19 protein-coding genes, 1 pseudogene and 1 riboswitch are annotated in these 20,930 nt (G+C 63.7%); of the genes and pseudogenes, 8 read left to right on the top strand and 12 right to left on the bottom strand.

Going from position 1 to position 20,930, the window contains the following annotated elements; genetic code table 11:
- From BM413_RS16500 to BM413_RS16450, 11 genes are all read right to left on the bottom strand, one after another.
- Window positions 1–192, bottom strand: coding sequence for a hypothetical protein (locus tag BM413_RS16500; RefSeq protein ID WP_091914930.1), 192 nt, complete (start codon window positions 190–192; stop codon window positions 1–3).
- A complete protein-coding gene (gene nuoH, locus BM413_RS16495) occupies window positions 192–1,235 on the bottom strand; it encodes an NADH-quinone oxidoreductase subunit NuoH (RefSeq protein WP_091914928.1) in 1,044 nt (347 codons plus the stop codon). Before nuoH ends, BM413_RS16500 begins: the two co-directional genes overlap by 1 nt.
- A gap of 7 nt (window positions 1,236–1,242) precedes the next feature.
- Entirely contained in the window at window positions 1,243–3,324 is a 2,082-nt protein-coding gene (gene nuoG, locus BM413_RS16490) for an NADH-quinone oxidoreductase subunit NuoG (protein WP_091914926.1), read from the bottom strand.
- Window positions 3,324–3,641, bottom strand: coding sequence for a pentapeptide repeat-containing protein (locus BM413_RS16485; RefSeq protein ID WP_244537896.1), 318 nt, complete (start codon window positions 3,639–3,641; stop codon window positions 3,324–3,326). Before BM413_RS16485 ends, nuoG begins: the two co-directional genes overlap by 1 nt.
- A 19-nt stretch (window positions 3,642–3,660) precedes the next feature.
- Window positions 3,661–4,374 (bottom strand): NADH-ubiquinone dehydrogenase, encoded by a 714-nt coding sequence (locus tag BM413_RS16480; protein WP_091914925.1) that lies wholly within the window; start codon window positions 4,372–4,374, stop codon window positions 3,661–3,663.
- A 77-nt stretch (window positions 4,375–4,451) separates the two neighbouring features.
- Window positions 4,452–5,759: an NADH-quinone oxidoreductase subunit NuoF gene (nuoF, locus tag BM413_RS16475; protein WP_091914924.1), complete on the bottom strand. Its 1,308-nt coding sequence runs from the start codon at window positions 5,757–5,759 to the stop codon at window positions 4,452–4,454.
- A 10-nt stretch (window positions 5,760–5,769) separates the two neighbouring features.
- Window positions 5,770–7,017, bottom strand: coding sequence for an NADH-quinone oxidoreductase subunit E (locus BM413_RS16470; RefSeq protein ID WP_091914923.1), 1,248 nt, complete (start codon window positions 7,015–7,017; stop codon window positions 5,770–5,772).
- Window positions 7,018–8,208, bottom strand: coding sequence for an NADH-quinone oxidoreductase subunit D (locus tag BM413_RS16465; protein ID WP_091914922.1), 1,191 nt, complete (start codon window positions 8,206–8,208; stop codon window positions 7,018–7,020). It lies immediately after the preceding gene.
- A complete protein-coding gene (locus tag BM413_RS16460) occupies window positions 8,209–8,811 on the bottom strand; it encodes an NADH-quinone oxidoreductase subunit C (RefSeq protein WP_091914921.1) in 603 nt (200 codons plus the stop codon). It lies immediately after the preceding gene.
- A gap of 6 nt (window positions 8,812–8,817) precedes the next feature.
- Complete coding sequence (locus BM413_RS16455) at window positions 8,818–9,399, bottom strand: NuoB/complex I 20 kDa subunit family protein (RefSeq protein WP_091914920.1); 582 nt, start codon at window positions 9,397–9,399, stop codon at window positions 8,818–8,820.
- Window positions 9,390–9,755 carry an NADH-quinone oxidoreductase subunit A gene (locus BM413_RS16450; RefSeq protein WP_091914919.1) on the bottom strand — a complete coding sequence of 122 codons (366 nt, stop codon included), beginning with the start codon at window positions 9,753–9,755 and terminating at the stop codon, window positions 9,390–9,392. Before BM413_RS16450 ends, BM413_RS16455 begins: the two co-directional genes overlap by 10 nt.
- Window positions 9,756–10,101: 346 nt before the next feature.
- Here BM413_RS16450 and BM413_RS16445 point away from each other — a divergent pair, with 346 nt between their 5' ends.
- The 8 genes and pseudogenes from BM413_RS16445 (at window position 10,102) to BM413_RS16410 (ending at window position 20,198) form a co-directional block, all read left to right on the top strand.
- On the top strand, window positions 10,102–11,301 hold the full coding sequence (locus BM413_RS16445; RefSeq protein WP_091914918.1) for a winged helix-turn-helix domain-containing protein: 1,200 nt from the start codon (window positions 10,102–10,104) through the stop codon (window positions 11,299–11,301).
- Window positions 11,302–11,330: 29 nt separating this feature from the next.
- A riboswitch (cobalamin riboswitch) is annotated at window positions 11,331–11,537 on the top strand.
- Between the two features lie 37 nt (window positions 11,538–11,574).
- Window positions 11,575–12,000 (top strand): DUF1636 family protein, encoded by a 426-nt coding sequence (locus BM413_RS16440; RefSeq protein WP_091914917.1) that lies wholly within the window; start codon window positions 11,575–11,577, stop codon window positions 11,998–12,000.
- On the top strand, window positions 11,997–13,034 hold the full coding sequence (gene cobW / locus BM413_RS16435) for a cobalamin biosynthesis protein CobW (RefSeq protein WP_091914915.1): 1,038 nt from the start codon (window positions 11,997–11,999) through the stop codon (window positions 13,032–13,034). The genes BM413_RS16440 and cobW overlap by 4 nt, the downstream gene beginning before the upstream one ends.
- Before the next feature lie 16 nt (window positions 13,035–13,050).
- Complete coding sequence (gene cobN / locus BM413_RS16430; protein ID WP_091914913.1) at window positions 13,051–16,518, top strand: cobaltochelatase subunit CobN; 3,468 nt, start codon at window positions 13,051–13,053, stop codon at window positions 16,516–16,518.
- Window positions 16,515–18,114 (top strand): annotated as a pseudogene (gene cobG, locus BM413_RS16425) (precorrin-3B synthase). Before cobN ends, cobG begins: the two are co-directional and overlap by 4 nt.
- The gene (locus tag BM413_RS16420) at window positions 18,071–18,703 is read left to right on the top strand and encodes a precorrin-8X methylmutase (protein ID WP_091915093.1); all 633 of its coding nucleotides are present in this window, start codon (window positions 18,071–18,073) and stop codon (window positions 18,701–18,703) included. Before cobG ends, BM413_RS16420 begins: the two are co-directional and overlap by 44 nt.
- On the top strand, window positions 18,700–19,437 hold the full coding sequence (locus BM413_RS16415) for a precorrin-2 C(20)-methyltransferase (protein ID WP_091914909.1): 738 nt from the start codon (window positions 18,700–18,702) through the stop codon (window positions 19,435–19,437). The genes BM413_RS16420 and BM413_RS16415 overlap by 4 nt, the downstream gene beginning before the upstream one ends.
- Window positions 19,434–20,198 carry a precorrin-3B C(17)-methyltransferase gene (locus tag BM413_RS16410; RefSeq protein ID WP_091914907.1) on the top strand — a complete coding sequence of 255 codons (765 nt, stop codon included), beginning with the start codon at window positions 19,434–19,436 and terminating at the stop codon, window positions 20,196–20,198. The genes BM413_RS16415 and BM413_RS16410 overlap by 4 nt, the downstream gene beginning before the upstream one ends.
- Here BM413_RS16410 and BM413_RS16405 read toward each other — a convergent pair.
- The gene (locus BM413_RS16405; protein ID WP_091915091.1) at window positions 20,162–20,929 is read right to left on the bottom strand and encodes a cobalt-precorrin-6A reductase; all 768 of its coding nucleotides are present in this window, start codon (window positions 20,927–20,929) and stop codon (window positions 20,162–20,164) included. The genes BM413_RS16410 and BM413_RS16405 overlap by 37 nt on opposite strands.
- Window position 20,930: the final 1 nt, after the last annotated feature.

The raw sequence follows: 20,930 nt of genomic DNA, 5'->3' as shown, positions 1-20,930 counted from the left end.
TCAATCTCCGATTACGTATGGGGCTACGAAGTAGCCGATGATGGGCAGGAGCACGAACTGGCTCAGGCCGGTAATGTTAAGCACGCGCTTGGTCTCGGGCAGATCGACCCGGCCGGCCAGCATCCGCAGCAGCAGGAAATCCGCCGCCGCGATCACCAGCCCGACCAGAATGCCGATCGTGCCCGCGCCCATCACGCCAGTCCCGTGATCTTCAGGAACGCGGCGGTTGCCACGACCATGAACAGCGAGATCGGCAGGAACACCTTCCAGCCAAGGCGCATCAGCTGGTCGTAGCGGTAGCGCGGCACAAAGGCCTTCACCATGGCGAACATGAAGAAGACGAAGCAGACCTTCAGCACGAACCAGATAACGCCCGGCACCCAGGTGAACGGTGCGAAATCGAACGGCGGCAGCCAGCCACCCAGGAACAGGATGGTGGTGAGCGCGCACATCAGCACGATCGCGACATACTCGCCGAGGAAGAACAGCAGGAACGGCGTCGACGAATATTCGATCATGTGGCCGGCGACGAGCTCGGACTCCGCCTCCACCAGATCGAAAGGCGGCCGGTTCGTCTCGGCGAGCGCCGAGATGAAGAAGATGACGAACATCGGGAACAGCGCCAGCCAGTGCCAGTCGAGGAAGGTATTGGGCAGGCCAAGTATGGTGCCGATGCCATCGCGCTGCGACAGCACGATATCGGTGAGATTGAGCGAGCCGACGCAGAGCAGCACAGTGACGATGACGAAGCCGATGGAGACTTCGTAGGACACCATCTGCGCGGCCGAGCGAAGTGCGCCGAGGAACGGATATTTCGAGTTCGAGGCCCAGCCGCCCATGATGACGCCATAGACCTCGAGCGAGGAGATGGCGAAGACGTAGAGGATGCCGACATTGATGTTGGCAATCGCCCAGCCTTCATTGACCGGGATGACCGCCCAGGCGGCCAGCGCCAGAACAGCGGACACCAGCGGCGCCAGGAGAAAAACACCCTTGTTGGCGCCGGATGGGATGACCGGTTCCTTGAAGACGAACTTGAACAGATCGGCGAAGGATTGCAGCAGGCCGAACGGCCCGACGACGTTCGGGCCGCGACGCAGCTGGACCGCCGCCCAGATCTTGCGGTCGGCGTAGAGAATATAGGCGACGAAGATCAGCAGGACGACGATCATCACCACTGACTTCAGCAGCATGATCAGCCCGGGCAGGACGTAGATTGAGAAGAAAGTATCCATGTTCGTCCTACTCGGCTGCCTGCTTGAAGCCGCCCTTCGCCAGGACCGAACACTCGGCCATGACGGCGGAAGCCCGCGCGATCGGGTTGGTCAGGTAGAAATCCGCGACCGGCGATACGAAAGCCGCCTTGCCGATCTTGCCGCCAAGCTTCGCAACATTGGCGATGTCGGCAGCGTTGCCGGCGGCGATCTCGTCGATCTCCGCCAGATGCGGATGCGCCTCATAGAGCCTGGCGCGAAGTTGCGGCAGCGAATCGAACGGCAGCTTGTGGCCGAGCACGTCCGAAAGTGCGCGCAGGATCGCCCAGTCTTCCTTGGCATCGCCCGGCGCGAAACCGGCGCGGTTGGTCTGCTGGACCCGGCCTTCCGTGTTCACATAGGTGCCGGACTTTTCCGTATAGGCAGCTCCCGGCAGGATGACATCGGCGCGGTGTGCGCCGGCATCGCCGTGCGTGCCGACATAGACGACGAAAGCATCGCCGGCAGCTTTCAGGTCAAGCTCGTCAGCGCCGAGCAGGAACAGCACGTCGGTACCACCAAGCATCTGCGCGACGTTCTTGCCGCCCTCGCCCGGCACGAAACCGACATCGAGTGCGCCGACGCGCGCGGCCGCCGTATGCAGCACGGCAAAACCGTTCCACTCGTCCGTCACGGCTTCGACGGAACCCGCAAGTGCTGCCGCAAGGCCGAGCACTGCCGCACCGTCTTCGCGCGCCAGAGCGCCCTGCCCGACGATGATCAGCGGGCGGGTAGCCTTCTTCAGAACCGAGAAGAACTTACCCTTGCCGTCCGCAAGCTCCTTGAGCGAGTCAGGACCGGCGCCGAGCATTTCGTAGTCGTAGCGCAGGTCGCCCATATCGCCGATGACGCCGACCGGCAGGTTTCCGATGCGCCAGCGCTTGCGAATGCGGGCATTGAGCACCGAAGCCTCGAAGCGCGGATTGGCGCCGATGATCAGCACGGCGTCAGCCTGTTCGATGCCTTCGATCGTCGGGTTGAAGATGTAGCTGGCGCGGCCGAGCGACGGGTCGAGCGCTGCGCCATCCTGCCGGCTGTCGATATTGGCCGAGCCGAGAGAAGCCATGAGCTGCTTCAGCGCGTAGATTTCCTCAACGGCTGCGAGATCGCCGGCAATCGCGCCGATCCTGTCGCCAGAGGTCTTCGATACCGCACCCTTGATGGCTGCAAAGGCTTCCGCCCAGCTTGCCGGCTGGAGCTTGCCGTCGCGGCGCACATAGGGCCGGTCGAGGCGCTGCGTGCGCAGCCCGTCCCAGATGAAGCGGGTCTTGTCGGAGATCCACTCCTCGTTCACCTGCTCGTTGACGCGCGGCATGACGCGCATCACTTCACGGCCACGCGAATCCACGCGGATGGCCGAGCCGACGGCGTCCATGACGTCGATGGATTCGGTCTTGGTCAGCTCCCACGGACGCGCCTGGAAGGCGTAGGGCTTGGAGGTCAGCGCGCCGACCGGGCAAAGGTCGATGACGTTGCCCTGCAACTCGGAGGTCATCGCCTCTTCGAGATAGGTGGTGATTTCTGCATCCTCGCCGCGGCCGATCAGGCCGAGTTCCGAAATGCCAGCGACTTCCGTGGTGAAACGGACGCAGCGCGTGCAATGGATGCAGCGGTTCATGATCGTCTTGACGAGCGGGCCGATATATTTGTCTTCGACGGCGCGCTTGTTTTCCTTGTAGCGCGACGAATCCACGCCGAAGGCCATCGCCTGGTCCTGCAGGTCGCATTCGCCGCCCTGATCGCAGATCGGGCAGTCCAGCGGATGGTTGATCAGCAGGAACTCCATCACGCCTTCGCGGGCCTTCTTGACCATCGGCGTGTTGGTGAAGATTTCCGGCGCCTCGCCATTCGGGCCGGGGCGCAGGTCGCGCACACCCATGGCACAGGATGCCGCCGGCTTGGGCGGTCCGCCCTTCACCTCGATCAGGCACATGCGGCAGTTGCCGGCAATCGAAAGACGCTCGTGGAAGCAGAAGCGCGGTACTTCCGCGCCTGCTTCTTCCGCCGCCTGCAGAAGCGTGTAGTGATCGGGAACTTCGATCTCTGTGCCGTCGACCTTGAGTTTAGCCATCACTTGCCCCCGGCGGCCTGCGCCGCTTCGTAGTCTTTCAGAAGTTGATCGACGGCGATGCCGTTGATCGTCATCCCGGCGATATTCGCTTTCTCGATCTTCACATTCGTCAGGTCGATGTCGGAGAAATACGCGTTCGACATGTTGGCGTCGACAATGCGCGAATTGCACAACAGCACGTCTACGAACGCCGTATTCGACAAATTCGTGTTGTGGAACTGCGTGTTGGACAGGTTCGTGTTGTCGAAGCGCGAGTTCGCCACCGTGGCGTCACGCACGTCGAGAACATCGCGTTTGTCGTGTATCTCCATCGCCATCGTCTCGGCCTTGCCCAACTCAGCTCTTCGCCTTGGCGTTGCGCGCCAATTTCTCTGCCTGGCCAATCCAGTCGTCACGTCCGATACGTCCCTTGAACGAAAGATAATCCTCAACCCAGCCGATCTCGGCGGCTTCCAATTTCGCGATCTGCCCGTAGGTCCAGATGCCGAGCCCGTTCAGAACCTGCTCGAGCTTCGGTCCGATGCCGGAAATCTGCTTCAGGTCGTCCGGTGTCTGCGGGCGCTCAAGCGCCTTGGGTTGCCGGGGTTCCGATTTCGCATTTGCATCAGCAGAAACGATGCCCGCGTCAGGCTTGGCCGTCTCCTTGACCTCGGCGACATCGCCAAGTTTTGCCGTCGTCTCGCTCAGCTCTTTGGCGATCGAGCGCGCGTCGGCGATCAGCGTCTTGGCAGTAGCGCGGGCCTTGGTCGCGGCCGGCTTTTCCTTGGGTGTGGGGGCTGCGGCCTCTTCGATTTCCTCGTCGGCCAGAGACCCCAAGAACTGCTGCGATGCCTGCATGGCGCCTGCCACAGTACCCATCCAGATGCCGAAAGCCTGGCTGGCAAGGCCGAACCCGAGTGCCGAAAACGCAGACGCGCCCGCCACCGGATGCGCCATCAGATTGATGGCGCCGGCAAACTCCTTCGGCAGCAACGCGTTGATTTCCTTGTTCATCTCTTCGAACTGTTTCACGTCAGGTATCAAGTGATCGGGTATGGAAAACATCGACATGGCTTGCTCCTAAGCCGGTTTCCGTTGGTCCCTGTCCTGCTCGTTTCCCTTTTGAACTTTAAGTCTGCGTCTTTTGTTTATTCGGCCGCCACCAGCGCCGGCTCGGCGCGATGGGCGTTGCGGGTGAACTCGTCGATGCGGCGCTCGATCTCCGGACGGAAATGCCGGATCAGGCCCTGGATCGGCCATGCGGCAGCGTCACCCAGCGCGCAGATCGTGTGGCCTTCCACCTGCTTGGTCACGTCGAGCAGCATGTCGATCTCACGCTTCTGCGCTTCACCGCGCACCAGACGCTCCATCACGCGCCACATCCAGCCCGTGCCCTCACGGCATGGCGTGCACTGGCCGCAACTTTCGTGCTTGTAGAAGTAGGACAGCCGCGCGATCGCCTTCACGACATCGGTCGACTTGTCCATGACGATGACAGCAGCCGTGCCGAGACCCGACTTCAGGTCGCGCAGCGCGTCGAAATCCATCGGCACGTCGATGATCTGCTCGGCCGGCACCAGCGGCACCGAAGCGCCGCCCGGAATGACCGCCAGGAGATTGTCCCAGCCGCCGCGAATGCCGCCGCAATGCTTTTCGATCAGCTCGCGGAACGGAATCGACATCGCCTCTTCGACGGTGCACGGGTTGTTGACGTGGCCGGAAATGCAGAAAAGCTTGGTGCCGACATTGTTCGGGCGGCCAAACGACGAGAACCATGCAGCACCGCGGCGCAGGATGGTCGGTGCGACCGCGATCGACTCGACATTGTTGACCGTCGTCGGGCAGCCATAGAGGCCGACATTGGCCGGGAACGGCGGCTTCAGGCGCGGCTGGCCCTTCTTGCCTTCCAGGCTTTCGAGCAGCGCAGTCTCTTCGCCGCAGATATAGGCGCCGGCGCCGTGATGGACGTAGATGTCGAAATCGTAGCCGTTCTTGTTGCCCTTGCCGATCAGCCCGGCGTCATAGGCCTCGTCGACCGCACGCTGCAGCGCCTCGCGCTCGCGGATGAATTCGCCGCGCACATAGATGTAGGCCGCGATCGCGCCCATGGCGAAACCGGCGATCAGGCAGCCCTCGACCAGCGTATGCGGGTCGTGGCGCAGGATTTCGCGGTCCTTGCAGGTGCCCGGCTCGGACTCGTCGGCATTGACCACCAGATAGGATGGCCGGCCATCAGTGCTCTGCTTGGGCATGAACGACCATTTCAGGCCGGTCGGGAAGCCAGCGCCGCCACGACCACGAAGGCCTGAAGCCTTCATTTCGTTGACGATCCAGTCGCGGCCCTTGGCGATGAGACCTGCGGTGTTGTCCCAAGCGCCGCGCGACATCGCGCCCTTCAACGACTTGTCGAAGCGGCCGTAGATATTGGTAAAGATACGGTCTTTGTCCTGAAGCATTTTTCGTCCCTCAGACCGGCTTCTTGCCGAAGACGCGGATATATTCGGCGACACCACCCTTGGCGAGAGCCTTGGCCTGCTTGACCCAATCCTCGCGCTCGATGCGGCCGTGGAAGCTCAGATAGCCGTCGACCCACTCGCGCTCGGCCTTCTTCCACGAAGCGACCTGCGCGAAGGTGTAGATGCCGAGCGAATGCAGGATGCCCTCAATCTTCGGGCCGACGCCCGAAATCAACTTGAGATCATCGACTGCCGCAGGCTTTTCGATGCCGGCAGGCCGATCCTTGTGGTCGAGCGATGGCTTGGCCGCCTTCTTGGTGGCAGGCTTTGAAAGTTCGGGCGACTTGAAAGCGGAAGCCGGCTCGGCTTTCGCAGTAGCGCCCTTGCGCTGCTTGGAAACGCCTTCGACTGAGGCCGCAGTCTTGTTCGCAGCAGCCTTGTCGAGAGCGGGTGCCGCAACACTCGCCTGCTCCTCGGCCTTCGCACTTGCCTTGACCGGCGACGGCGACTTTACCGTGCCGTTGGTCTCGGCGGCGGCAGTCTTCGGCTTGGCAGCCTGCGACGGGGGAACGGTCGCGCCTGCATCAGCGGGCCCTGTCTTGGCTTCCGCCTTTGCTTCCTTGTCGCGCGTGGATTTCAGGACCGTCTTTTCATCCTGAAGCGAGGTCAGGCCAGTCTGTGGACCGGAATAAATGCGGTCGATCTGCGGGCCGGGCGTCACCGAAGCACCCTTGCCGGCATCGAACAGGTCGATGATCTCGGCAAGCCGCTCCGGCGTCAGGTCCTCATAGGTATCCTTGAACACCATGATCATCGGTGCGTTGACGCAGGCGCCGAGGCACTCGACCTCTTCCCACGACAGCGTGCCGGAGTCATTGAGATGGAACTGGTCGTGATGGATTTTCGAGCGGCAGACATCCATCAGCGCTTCCGAACCGCGCAGCATGCAGGGCGTGGTGCCGCAAACCTGGATATGGGCACGCGTGCCGACCGGCTTGAGCTGGAACTGCGTGTAGAAGGTCGCGACCTCCAGCACACGGATCAGCGGCATCTCAAGCGTCTCGGCGATATGCTCGATCGCGGCGCGCGTGACCCAGCCTTCCTGCTCCTGCGCAAGCATCAGCAGCGGAATAACGGCCGACTGTTCGCGGCCCTTGGGGTACTTCTTGATCCAGTTCTTCGCCTGCGCGGCAAGAGCGCGATTGAACGCGAATGACGCGGGCTGGACTGAAGCTTCTGCGAGACGGCGAACGGACATTTAGCGATCGACCTCACCAAACACGATGTCGAGGGAGCCGAGAACGGCGGTGACGTCGGCCAGCATGTGGCCGCGGCAGAGGAAATCCATCGCCTGGAGATGCGCGAAACCGGGCGCACGCAGCTTGCAGCGATAGGGCTTGTTGGTGCCGTCTGAGACGAGATAGACGCCGAACTCGCCCTTGGGCGCTTCGACGGCCGCATAAACCTCGCCGGCCGGCACGTGGTAGCCTTCGGTGTAGAGCTTGAAGTGATGGATCAGCGCTTCCATCGACCGCTTCATGGCGTCGCGCTTGGGCGGAACCACCTTGCCGTCGAGATTGGAGACCGGTCCGGCGCCTTCCTTGCCGAGCAGAAGATCGACGCACTGGCGCATGATCTTGGCCGACTGGCGCATTTCTTCCATGCGCAGCAGATAGCGGTCGTAGCAATCGCCGTTCTTGCCGATCGGAATGTCGAATTCCAGTTCGGAATAGCATTCGTATGGCTGCGACTTGCGCAGGTCCCAGGCAGCGCCCGAACCGCGCACCATGACGCCCGAAAAACCCCAGGCCCAGGCGTCTTCCAGCGAAACCACGCCGATATCGACGTTGCGCTGCTTGAAGATGCGGTTGCCGGTAAGCAGGTCGTCGAGGTTCTTCACCGTCTGCAGGAACGGGTCGATCCACTTGCCAATGTCCTCGACCAGCTTCTGCGGCAGGTCCTGATGGACGCCGCCCGGACGGAAATAGGCCGCATGCATGCGCGCGCCGCAGGCACGCTCATAAAACACCATGAGCTTTTCGCGTTCCTCGAAACCCCAGAGCGGCGGCGTCAGCGCGCCGACGTCCATCGCTTGCGTGGTGATGTTGAGCAGGTGGTTGAGGATGCGGCCGATCTCGGAATAGAGCACGCGAATGAGCTGGCCGCGCTTGGGCACTTCGATGCCGAGCAGGCGCTCGACCGCCAGCGCAAAAGCATGCTCCTGGTTCATCGGCGCGACATAGTCGAGCCGGTCGAAATAAGGGATCGCCTGCAGATAGGTCTTGTGCTCGATCAGCTTCTCGGTGCCACGATGCAGCAGGCCGATATGCGGATCGACGCGGTCGACGACTTCACCGTCGAGTTCCAGCACGAGGCGCAAAACGCCGTGCGCGGCCGGATGCTGCGGGCCAAAGTTGATGTTGAAATTGCGAACGGAGGTTTCAGCCATTTACTGCTTCGCCTTTTCATCGCCCGGCAGGACGTAGTCCGTCCCTTCCCATGGCGACAGGAAGTCAAAATTGCGAAATTCCTGTTTAAGCTCGACAGGCTCGTAGACGACCCGCTTGGCTTCGTCGTCGTAGCGAACCTCGACGAACCCCGTCAGCGGAAAATCCTTGCGCAGCGGATGGCCTTCGAAGCCATAATCGGTCAGCAGGCGGCGCAGATCCGGGTGGCCGGAAAACAGGATGCCGTAGAGATCGTAGGCTTCGCGCTCGAACCAGTCCGCGCCGGGATAGACGCCCGTCAGCGAAGGAACCGGCGTATCCTCGTCGGTCATCACCTTGAGGCGGATGCGCAGGTTCTGGCGCGGCGACAGAAGATGATAGACGACGTCGAAACGCTTCAGACGCGCCGGGTAATCGGCACCGCAAACGTCGATCATCGAGATGAACTGGCACTGCACGTCGTTGCGCAGGAAGCTGGCGACGCTGACGATATCGCCGGCTTCGAGAGAAAGCGTCAACTCGCCATAAGCGATGACAGCTTCACCGATCTTTCCGTCCAGCTTTTCGGCCAGATAGGCCGCAAGGTCCTTGAGGGCTTCACTCATCGAAAATCACCGTTCGATCGTGCCGGTGCGGCGAATCTTCTTCTGGAGGAGAAGAATGCCGTAGAGCAGCGCTTCCGCGGTCGGCGGGCAGCCGGGTACATAGATGTCCACCGGCACCACGCGGTCGCAACCGCGCACGACCGAATAGGAATAGTGGTAATAGCCGCCGCCATTGGCGCAGGAGCCCATGGAAATGACGTAACGCGGCTCGGGCATCTGGTCGTAGACCTTGCGCAGCGCGGGAGCCATCTTGTTGGTCAGCGTGCCGGCAACGATCATCACGTCCGACTGGCGCGGAGAAGCGCGCGGCGCGATGCCGAAGCGCTCGGCGTCGTAGCGCGGCATGGAGATGTGCATCATCTCGACGGCGCAGCAGGCGAGACCGAAGGTCATCCACATCAGCGAGCCGGTGCGCGCCCAGGTGATCAGCGCCTCCGACGAGGTGACGATGAAGCCCTTGTCGGAAAGCTCGTTGTTGATGTCCATCACGAACGGATCATCGGCGCCGATCGGCTTGCCGGTGTTCGGATCGAGAATGCCCTTGGGCTTGGCAGCGACCATTGTGGGAGACATGTCGTTCAATCCCATTCCAGCGCTCCTTTTTTCCATTCGTAGATGAAGCCGATGGTGAGCACCGCCAGGAAGACCATCATCGACCAGAAGCCGAGCATGCCGATCTTGCCGAAGGAAACCGCCCACGGAAACAGGAAGGCCACTTCAAGGTCGAAGATGATGAAGAGAATGGAAACCAGATAAAAGCGGATGTCGAACTTCATGCGCGCATCGTCGAACGAATTGAAGCCGCACTCATAGGCCGACAGCTTTTCCGGATCCGGATTTCGGTAGGCCACGAGGAAGGGCGCTGCGATCAGCGCCAGCCCGACCACGAGGGCCACGCCGATGAAAATGACGATGGGAAGATATGAACTTAAGAGCGCGCTCATGCTCCGACTTTCCGTTGGTGGCCGATCGGCCTGAATTATAGCATTGAGTCGAACCGCCAGACCGCGACAGATTGCCTACGAAGGCCGCGGCGAGAAACTATGCTGCAACGCGGCGAGGGTTAGCGCAGGCAATCGGGGGACGCAAGTCAAACCTTGGCGAAAGCATGGCTACGCCAATCGCTTTTCCGCGATTTGCGTTGCACAAGGCGCATTTGATTTCCTTACCTTTTTACTCCACTTTTTATCCTGACACAATTCCCGTCGCAGGCCTGCTAGGCTGAACTCCACATTTCGATTCCAGTTGACGCAAAGACACCCGCCTCATGCATATCCGGACGGCCGAAGAATGAAGGAAACGATCCCGCTTGCCATGGCGCGACGCATCGCGCTCGCCGCCCAGGGTTTTGCCGATCCACGACCGACAGGGACCATCGACCGGCGACATCTCAACAAGGTGCTTTCGCGCATAGGCTTGCTGCAGATCGATTCCGTCAGTGCGGTGGTGCGGGCGCATTACATGCCGCTGTTCTCGCGGCTTGGCCCCTACCCGCGCGCGTTACTCGACAACGCTGCCACATCACGAAAACGTGCGCTCTTTGAATACTGGGCGCATGAGGCATCATTCCTTCCGGTCGAAACCTATCCGCTGATGCGCTGGCGCATGGAGCGCGCAGGCCGCCACGAGGAAATGTACACCGGGCTGGCGAAATGGGCGCGGGAGAATGAAGGCCTGATCGATGAGATTTATCAGGAAGTCCGCAACCGAGGCCCGATCGCGGCTTCCGACATCGATGGCGCCAAGGGCTCGGGCGGCTGGTGGGGCTGGAGCGACGAGAAACACGCTTTCGAATGGCTGTTCTGGGCCGGGCGGATCACAACATCTTCGCGCCGTGGCTTCGAGCGTCTTTATGACCTGCCCGAGCGCGTCCTGCCCGCCTCCATATATAATGCGCCCATTCCGTCGGCTCCCGACGCGCATCGCGACTTGCTGCGCATTTCGGCTCGCGCGCTCGGCATCGCCACCTACAGCGACCTGCGCGACTATTTCCGCCTTTCGCCCGCCGACATGAAGGGCCGCATCGAGGAGCTCGTCGAATCGGGCGAGCTTCTGCCCATCAGGGTCAAAGGCTGGACCCATCAGGCCTGGCTTCATGCCGGTGCCCGCATCCCCCGCAAGGTCGAGGCCCGCGCCCTCCTCGCCCCCTTCGACCCGCTGGTCTGGGAACGCGCCCGCACGGAGCGCCTGTTCAATTTCCGCTACCGCATCGAGATCTACACGCCCGCCGAAAAGCGGCAGTATGGCTATTATGTCCTGCCCTTCCTGCTCGGCGACGCGATTGTGGCGCGCATCGATGTGAAGGCGGACCGACCGGGCCGTGTCCTGCGCGTGCTCGCTGCCTATGCCGAACCGGGCGCGCCGGACCACACTGCCGCAGCTCTCATCGAAGAACTGCGCCTGATGATGTCCTGGCTCGAACTCGATCGCATCGAGATATCGCCCGCCGGAGACCTCGCCCCGGCGTTGGCCGACATAATCGCGTCGTAACCACGCGTTGACAGCGCAAGGCACCACCGCCTAAATTCGCCCGCGACGGTCCCCTCTCCGCAAAGGGAGGGGCTAAGAGGGAATGCGGTGCCGGGCGAACATGCCCAAGTCCGCAGCTGTCCCCGCAACTGTAAGCGGATAGCCGAAGGCCGACAGCCACTGGGATTTTTCCCGGGAAGGCGGCATGAAGCGACGACCCGCGAGCCAGGAGACCTGCCGTCAGACGAAAAATCCGACCGCCTGGCGGGTGTCCCGGGCAAGGAGCATGATTCTGTGAAAGCCGACGGCAATCCTATCCAACTGGTCGAGGACGCCCATGATTTGGGTGCGCCCGGCGTAACGATTCTCGTCTGCTCCTCCTGTCGCGACGAAACCGGCTCGGATGCCCGGCCCCGCGCCGGCGAGCATCTAGCCCAAGGTGCGATTCGCGCCGCAGCGCCCGAGAACATCGCCGTCAGGCAGGTCGAATGCCTCGGCAACTGCAAGCGTCGTCTGAGCGCTGCCCTGCTGCGCGACGGCTCGTGGAGCTACGTCTTCGGCGACCTCACGACCGAAAGCGGACCCGACCTGATCACCGGCGCAAAGCTTTTCGCGACCTCGACCGACGGCATCCTGCCGTGGCGCGGCCGCCCCGACAGCCTCAAGCGCGGCCTCGTCGCGCGCATCCCTCCCCTCGATCTCCTGAAGGACAATTCATGACCGCTTCCGCCGCCCGCGTTCCCTGCACCGTCGTCACCGGCTTTCTCGGCGCCGGAAAGACTACGCTGATCCGCCACATCCTCGAAAACGCCAATGGCCGCCGGCTGGCCCTGATCGTCAACGAATTCGGCGATATCGGCATCGATGGCGAAATCCTCAAAGGCTGCGGCGTGGATGCCTGCCCGGAGGAAAACATCGTCGAACTGGCCAATGGCTGCCTGTGCTGCACCGTCGCCGACGATTTCGTGCCGGCGCTGGACCAGATCCTGGCGCTGGAGCCAAAGGTTGATCACATCATCATCGAGACCTCCGGCCTGGCGCTGCCCAAGCCGCTGGTGCAGGCCTTCCAATGGCCGAGCGTGAAGAGCCGCGTGACCGTCGATGGCGTCGTCGCCGTGGTGGACGGCCCGGCACTGGCCGCTGGCAAGGTCGCATCCGACCTCGATGCTCTGCAGGCGCAGCGCCAGGAAGACGATTCGCTCGATCATGACGATCCGGTCGAGGAAGTGTTCGAGGATCAGGTAGCCTGCGCCGATCTTATTATTCTGTCGAAGAGCGATCTGCTCGACGCCGCCGGCAGCGCCCGCGCCAACGCGATCATCAGCGAGCATCTGTCGCGTGCCGTGAAAATTGTCCCGACCGCGCAGGGCAAGGTCGATCCCTCGGTGCTGCTCGGCCTCGGTTTGGCCGTCGAGGACGACATCGAGAACCGCAAGACCCATCATGACGACGAACTCGACCACGAGCACGACGATTTTGACTCCTTCATCATCGAGCTTCCGGCGATCTCCGATCCCGACGCGCTGGCCAAGCGCGTGGCGACAGCTGCCGAACAAGAAAACGTGCTGCGCGTGAAGGGCTTTGTCGATGTCGGCGGCAAGCCGATGCGGCTTCTGGTCCAGGCCGTCGGCCCACGCGTCAACCACTATTACGACCGCGCCTGGACGGCTGCCGACGACCGCCGCTCGCGTCTCGTCGTCATCGGCCTGAAGGGGCTGAATCGCGCCGCGATCGAGCGCATACTGGTTAGCTGACCAACAGCGTGCCGCCATGCACATACTGACCACGACATCCGCCTCGCTCGACGATCTGGTCGAGCCGGTCGATCTGCGGCAAGCGCCGGCGGATATTGTGGCGCTGTCCTTCACCGACAGCGATCTGGCCGGGCTGGCTGCAGCATGGAAACAGGAAGCCGAAACGCTGCCCTCGATGCGATTGGCCGCCCTTCGCGACCTGCGCCACCCGATGTCGGTCGATCTGTGGATCGATCACACCGCCAGCCGGGCCAAGGTCATTCTGGTGCGCATCCTCGGCGGCTATGATTGGTGGCGCTATGGTTGCGACCGGCTCGCCGCAATGTGCCGCGAGAAGAATATCCATCTGGCGCTGCTTCCCGGCGAAAGCCACGACGAAGACCTCCGGCTGATCGAATGCTCGACCCTGCCGCGCGATCAACTCGACGGGCTGCTCGCCTATTTCCGTGAGGGCGGACCTGAGAATATGCGCGGGCTGGTGCGGCGGCTGGCGGGGCTGGCCGGCGGAGAAGGCGCACAAACAGCGCCGGTTACGGTGCCGAAGGCGGGGTTTTACGATCCCGGTAAAGGGGTGGTTGAGACAGCGGAGCACTTGGCCTCCTTCTCCCCGTTCACGGGGAGAAGGTCCCGGCAGGGGGATGAGGGGCGGGAGCCCACGTCTCCTGAGTCTGAGCCGCCCCTCATCCACCCCTTCGGGGCACCTTCTCCCCGTGAACGGGGAGAAGGAAGTGCAGGTGCAGCCCCCATCATCCCCATCCTGTTCTACCGCTCGATGCTGCTCGCCGCCGATGTCGCGCCGATCGACGCGCTGGTCGAGGCGTTGCGCCGACATGGCATGAACCCCGTTCCGATCTTCGTTTCCAGCCTGAAGGACATGGCCTCCCTCGCCTTCGTCGAAAACGCGCTGGCAGACCTGAAACCCGCCGCGATCATCACCGCAACCGCCTTCGCCTCCGGCGCTGAGCCCGGCAGCGAAACGCTGTTCGACCGCGCCGGCGTGCCGGTATTCCAGGTTATCGTCGCAACCACGCGCCGCGACGCCTGGGCCACGAACCAGCGCGGCCTCGCCCCCGCCGATCTCGCCATGCATGTGGTCATGCCAGAACTCGACGGCCGCATCCTTGCCGGCGCGATTTCGTTCAAGGCAGAAATCGAAGTCGACGCAGCCTTGGCCTTCAAAGGTCTAGCCAACCGCCCCGAGCCGGACCGCGTCGAGCAGGTGGCAAGCCGCGTCGCGGCCTTCATCCGCCTCCAGCGCGAACCGCGCGCGACGCGCAAGCTCGCCATTCTCATTCCCGATTATCCAAGCGCGCCCGGCCGCACCGGCTATGCCGTCGGCCTCGATGTGCCCTCCAGTGTTCTCGCCATGCTGCATGACCTGAAGCAACAGGGCTATGCTGTTGAAGGGATTCCCGAATCGCCGCGCGAACTATTGGGCTTGCTGGAGCACGGCGATAATGGGCTGAGCTTAGAAGATTATCTTGTCTTCGCGAATGACCTGCTTGCTGAAGCGCAAGACACGGTGGAAGACGCATGGGGCAAGCCGAATGTGGAAACCTTCCCCTTCAGCGCCGCAACCTTCGGCAACATCACCGTAGCCCTCGCCCCGGATCGCGGACGCTCGGCCGATCGCCGCGCCGACTACCACGACCCGACGCTGCCACCCCGCCACGAACTGCTCGCCTTCGGCCTGTGGCTGCGCAAGAAACTCGGCTGCCACGCGCTGGTCCATGTCGGTGCGCATGGCACGCTGGAATGGCTGCCCGGCAAGACCGTGGCGCTGAGCAGCGCCTGCTTTCCCGAAATCGTCACCGGCAGCTTGCCCGTCATATATCCCTTCATCGTCAGCAATCCCGGCGAGGCAGCGCAGGCCAAGCGGCGCATTTCGGCGGTCACGCTCGGCCATCTGCCGCCGCCGCTCGCCCACGCAGGCCTCGACGAAAACCAGCAGATGCTGGAGCGGCTGGTCGACGAATATGCACAGGCCGACGGTCTCGACCGCCGCCGCCGCGACCGGCTAGCCAAGCTGATCGTCGAGACAGCCGCAAAATCGGGCCTTGCCCATGAAGCCGGCGTTGCCAGCACAGACGCTCCCGACGAAGCGCTGCGCCGCATCGACGCCTGGCTCTGCGATCTGAAGGATTTTGCCGTCAAGGACGGCCTGCATATCTATGGCCGCGCTGCAGAAGGCGAGACGGACGCCGTGCGTCGCCAAAGCGCGAACAACGAACGCGACGCGCTGATTGCGGCACTCGACGGCAGACACATCACCGCCGGCCCCGCAGGCGCGCCGGCCCGTGGCCGAACAGACGTGCTGCCGACCGGCCGCAATCTCTTCACCGCCGATCCGCGCACTATGCCAACGCCGACCGCCTTTGACCTCGGCCGCGCCGGGGCGCAGGAAGTGCTGACGCGTTATCTGCAGGATCACGGCGACTGGCCGCGCTCGCTGGTGATCGATCTCTGGGGCAGCGCCTCGCTGCGCACCGGCGGCGAGGAGATCGCGCAAGGCCTGTTCCTGATGGGCTGCCGCCCGCAATGGGACGCCGCCACCGGCCGCGTCACCGGCATCGAGGTACTGCCGCCGGCAACGGTCGGGCGGCCGCGCGTCGATGTCACCTGGCGCATTTCCGGCCTTTTCCGCGACATGTTCCCGACCCAGATCGCGCTGATCGACGCCGCAGCCGCAGCCGTCGCCGCGCGCGACGAGGACGCTTCCGAAAACCCGCTTGCCGCCGAAGCGCGCACGCTCGGCAAGGCGCCTGCCCGCATCTTCGGCTCGTCGCCCGGCACCTATGGCGCGGGGCTGGAAGACCTTTTGTCGAGCGGCCAATGGGCAAGCCGCGAGGAACTCGGCCGCGCCTACCTCGACGCCACCTCGCATGCCTATGGAGGGGCCGACGGCGAAGGCATCTCCGCACCCGGCGCTTTCGCGACACGCATCGCCGAGGCCGACCTGCTCGTCCACAGCGGCGACGATCCCGGCCGCGACATTCTCGAAGGCTCGGCCGATGTCGCCTTCATCGGAGGCTTTTCGGCAGCCCTTGCCGCACTCGGCAGCAATGCCGACGTGATCGTGCTCGATACCACCGACCCGGCGCGCCCGCGCCCACGTTCGATCACCGAGGCGGTGGCGCGCGTGGTGCGCGCCCGCGCAGTCAATCCGCGCTTCATTGAAGGACAGATGCGCCACGGCCCCCGCGGCGCATCCGAATTTGCCGAGACCGTCGACCGGCTTGTCGGTTTCGCCGAAACCACGTATGCCATTCCCGGCGCGCTGATAGAGGCCGTGCACGACGCCTATCTCGGCGACGAGACCGTACGCGCCTTCCTGCTGCGCGAGAACCCGGCGGCGGCGAAGGTCATCGCCGAGCGCTTCGCTTCGGCGCGCCGGCGCGGGCTGTGGCACCCGCTGCGCAATTCCATCGACGACGATCTGGCCAGCCTGATCGCCGAGGCCGAGGCACTGGAGGTGGCTGCATGAACGCCTTCTCCAGGCGCGGCGCATGCCCGGCCCTGTCGACGCCGATGCAGACCGGCGACGGCTTGCTGGTGAGGCTTAATCCCGTTGCTGGAGGACTTGCCCCCAAAGCCTTGATCGGACTCTGCGAATCCGCTTCACGGCACGGCAATGGTGTGGTGGAAGTCACGGCACGCGGGAGCCTGCAGATACGTGGACTGACGGCGGAAAGCGCGGTGGCGCTTGCGAGCGAAGTGAATGCGCTCGGCATCGCGGTGCGCACCGGCGTGCCGGTGGAGACTGGGCCTCTGGCGGGGCTGGACCCGGAGGAGATTGCGGATCCATCTCCGCTTGCCAGCCGCATTCGCGAAACCATCGACGCATCGGATCTCGCAATTCGCCTCGGACCGAAGGTTTCGGTCGTTGTCGATGGCGGCGGGCGGTTGAACATGGATACCGTGCAGGCGGATGTGCGGCTGAGTGCCATATCCTCCACCAAGTGGCTGTTGGCGATAGCTGGTGACGCGCACTCGGCCACTTTGTTGGGTGCTGTCGGTGAGGACGACGCCTGCGAGGCTGCGCTTGTTATTTTGCAGGCAATTGCGACAAACGGACGTGAAGCCCGCGCGAAAAATCTCCTTGCAGCGATCGATGTACATCTGATCGTGCAACTTCGGACACTTGCCTCTTTTACATCACCACCCCCCTCTGTCCTGCCGGACGCCCTGGCCCGAGCCACGAGTCTCGGCCCGTCCTTCGGACCCCCCGCAAGGGGGGAGATTGGGCCTTCGCCAACGCCGCAGCTAGTCTCCAGCGACTCAAGAAATGAACCGGCATCGCCGCAGCTGATCTCCCCCATTGCAGGGGGGCGGAAGGACGGGCCGAGAACCGTGGCCCGAGCCAGGGCGTCCGGCAGGACAGAGGGGGGCGGTGATGCAGTTCGCATGTCTTCAATCGGGCTTCTCCCACTTCGCCACGCCACGGGCCTCTCCCTCGCCCTGCCCTTCGGCAGCGTGCCGGCCAGCCAGCTAATCGATCTTGCACGCGCTGCCGAAGCGCTCGGCGCAACCGAATTCCGCCCAGCCCCGCAAAGAACGCTGATCGTCCTCGGCCTATCGCAAACCGCCTGCCTCACCTTGCAGGACCGCGCCAAAACCCTCGGCTTCATCACCGACCCACTCGACCCGCGCCGTTTTATCGCTGCCTGCCCCGGAACGCCGGCCTGCGCCTCTGGTCTTCTCCACACGCGCGACATCGCCAGCCAACTAGCCGAAGCATCCTACGACCTGTTCGACGGCTCGTTCGAGCTCCACGTTTCCGGCTGCGCAAAAGGTTGCGCGCATCCCGCCCCGGCAGCGCTCACATTCGTCGGCGGCGAAAAAGGAGCCGGACTTGTCGTGGACGGGACGGCGAAAGACCTTCCCGCCGGATACACGCCCGGCTATGAAGCCGCACACGCGCTCGGCCGCGTGGCAAAACTGGTACGTGCCAGCCGCGACAAAAGGGAGACCAACGCCTCCTGCCTTTCGCGGTTGGGAGCGGCCCGGATCGCCGAGGCGTTTGAACAGGGATGAGCATGACGGCTTACGACTACATCCACGACGGCAACGCGATCTATGAGCGCTCCTTCGCCATCATTCGCGCCGAGGCCGACCTGTCGCGCTTTTCGGAAGCCGAAGCCGATGTCGCCGTGCGCATGATCCACGCCTGCGGGTTGGTCGAAGCTGCCGATAAATTTGAATTCGGCGAAGGTTTCGTCGAAGCGGCAAGCTCCGCCTTGAAAGCCGGCGCGCCGATCTTCTGCGATGCAGAGATGGTGGTGCGCGGCGTCACCCGCGCCCGGTTACCGGCAAACAACGAAGTGATCTGCACATTGCGTGACGAACGTACGCCCGCGCTGGCAAAAGAGCTCGGCAACACCCGCTCCGCCGCGGCGATAAAGCTGTGGGGCGAGCGCATGGCCGGCTCCGTAGTCGCCATCGGCAATGCGCCGACCGCCCTCTTCTATCTGCTGGAACTGCTGCGCGACGGCGCACCGAAGCCGGCGGCGATCATCGGCATGCCGGTGGGTTTTGTCGGTGCTGCCGAATCCAAGGATGCGTTGGCTGAGAATTCCTATGGCGTGCCCTATGCCGTCGTGCGCGGGCGCCTCGGCGGCAGCGCCATGACGGCAGCCGCCCTCAACGCGCTTGCGAGGCCCGGCCTGTGACCGTTCAACCCAAAGGCCGCCTCATCGGTGTCGGTACCGGCCCCGGCGACCCCGAACTGCTGACGCTGAAAGCCGTGCGTGCGCTCGGTGAGGCCGACGTGCTCGCCCATTTCGCCAAGCGCGGCAACAACGGCAACGCCCGCGCCATCATTTCGGAGCATCTGAAGCCGGAAATCATCGAACTGCCGCTGCTCTATCCGGTGACGACCGAGATCGACAAGGAACATGCCGACTACAAGGCCGCGATCACCGGTTTCTATGAAGAGTCGGCACAAGCCGTCGCGAAACATCTCGAAGCCGGCCGCACCGTCGTCGTGCTGAGCGAGGGCGACCCGCTGTTCTACGGCTCCTACATGCACCTGCATGTGCGCCTGTCGCACCGCTACCCGACCGATGTGATTCCCGGCGTCACCGCCATGTCGGGCTGCTGGTCGCAGACCGGCCTGCCGATCGTGCAGGGCGACGATGTGCTCAGCGTCCTGCCCGGCACGATGAGCGAATTCGAGCTGACGCGCCGGCTGGCCGACACCGACGCCGCCGTAATCATGAAGGTCGGGCGCAACCTGCCCAAAATCCGCCGCGCGCTGGAAGCCAGCGGCAAGCTGGAGCGCGCCATGTATGTCGAGCGCGGCACCATGGCCAACACCGCCGCCATGAAGCTCGCAGACAAGACCGACGACACCGCGCCCTATTTCGCCATCGTGCTGGTTCCCGGCTGGGCGGGACGGCCATGAGCGGGCGACTTTTCGTCATCGGGCTTGGCCCCGGCAACCCCGGCCAGATCACGCCGGAAGCAAGCGATGCGGCGGCGGAAGCCGAGTTCTTCTTCGGCTACGGTCCCTATGTCGACCGGCTGAATCTGCGCCCAGACCAGACCCGCATCGCCTCCGACAACCGCGAGGAGATTTCGCGCGCCAATGCAGCCTTGGAAAAGGCCGCCGGGGGCGCGAGCGTTGCCGTGGTTTCAGGCGGCGACCCCGGCGTCTTCGCTATGGCGGCCGCCGTCTGCGAGGCGATCGAGGCAGGCCCTGGCGAATGGCGCGATATCGAATTGACGGTCATTCCCGGCGTCACGGCCATGCTGGCGGTCGCAGCCCGCATCGGCGCGCCGCTCGGCCATGATTTCTGTGCCATCTCGCTCTCGGACAATTTGAAGCCCTGGGATTTGATCGTGCGACGCCTGGAGGCTGCGGCGAGCGCCGGCTTCGTTATCGCGCTCTACAATCCGATCAGCAAATCTCGCCCCTGGCAGCTCGGCAAAGCCTTCGAAACACTGCGCGCCATCCTGCCCGGAACGACGCCAGTGATCTTCGGCCGCGCCGCCGGCAGGCCTGACGAGCGCATCGAGATCACGCCTTTGGCCGAGGCTCGTGCCGAACAGGCCGACATGGCCACCTGCGTGATGATCGGCTCGCCCGAAACCCGCATCATCGAGCGGAGCGGCCAACGGCCGCTCGTCTACACGCCACGCTTTTCAGCGGAGGCGGCCCAATGATCGATCATGGCGAGCAGTTCGCCGACGCTTGTAGCAGATGGCACATTCGGCAGATCGGGCCGACAGAACAGGATGACTTCGATGCCGAGTTCGCGCGCAGCAGTGATCTTGCCATAGGTAGCGCTGCCGCCGCTATTCTTGGCGACGATGGCGTCGATGCGATTGCCTGCCAGAAGCTCACGCTCATCCGCCTCAGCAAAGGGCCCGCGCGCCAGAATATAGGTCGCATCCGGCACGGCGAGCGGCGGCTCGATGGGATCGACGCTGCGGATGACGTAGCTGTGCTGCGGAGCACTCGCGAAATCAGCGATCTCCTGCCGTCCGAGCGCCAGGAATACCCGGCGCGGCTTCTCGCCCAGAGCAGCAACCGCTCGCCCGCCGTTCTCGACCAGCGTCCAGCGATCGCCCACGACAGCCTCCCACGCGGGACGACGAAGCGCCAAGATCGGCACACCGGCCAGCGTCGCGGCTTCCGCAGCATTGCGCGAGATGTTGGCCGCGTAAGGGTGCGTGGCGTCGACCAGCAGGCCGACCTGCTCGTCGCGCAGGTAGTTCGCCAGTCCTTCGGCACCGCCAAAGCCGCCACTTCGCACCGGCACGGGCTGCGCGACAGGATCGACTGTGCGTCCGGCCAGAGACAGGACGACAGACAGGTCGGTGCGCCCGGCCAGTTTGCCGGCAAGCAGCCTCGCTTCCGTGGTGCCGCCGAGTATCAGAATGCGGTGGGTCATC

The organism is Mesorhizobium sp. YR577, from assembly GCF_900116595.1.
Lineage (GTDB): Bacteria > Pseudomonadota > Alphaproteobacteria > Rhizobiales > Rhizobiaceae > Mesorhizobium_M.
The sequence above is the reverse complement of the archived record's forward strand: the minus strand, read 5'-3'. Positions and strand labels throughout refer to the sequence as shown.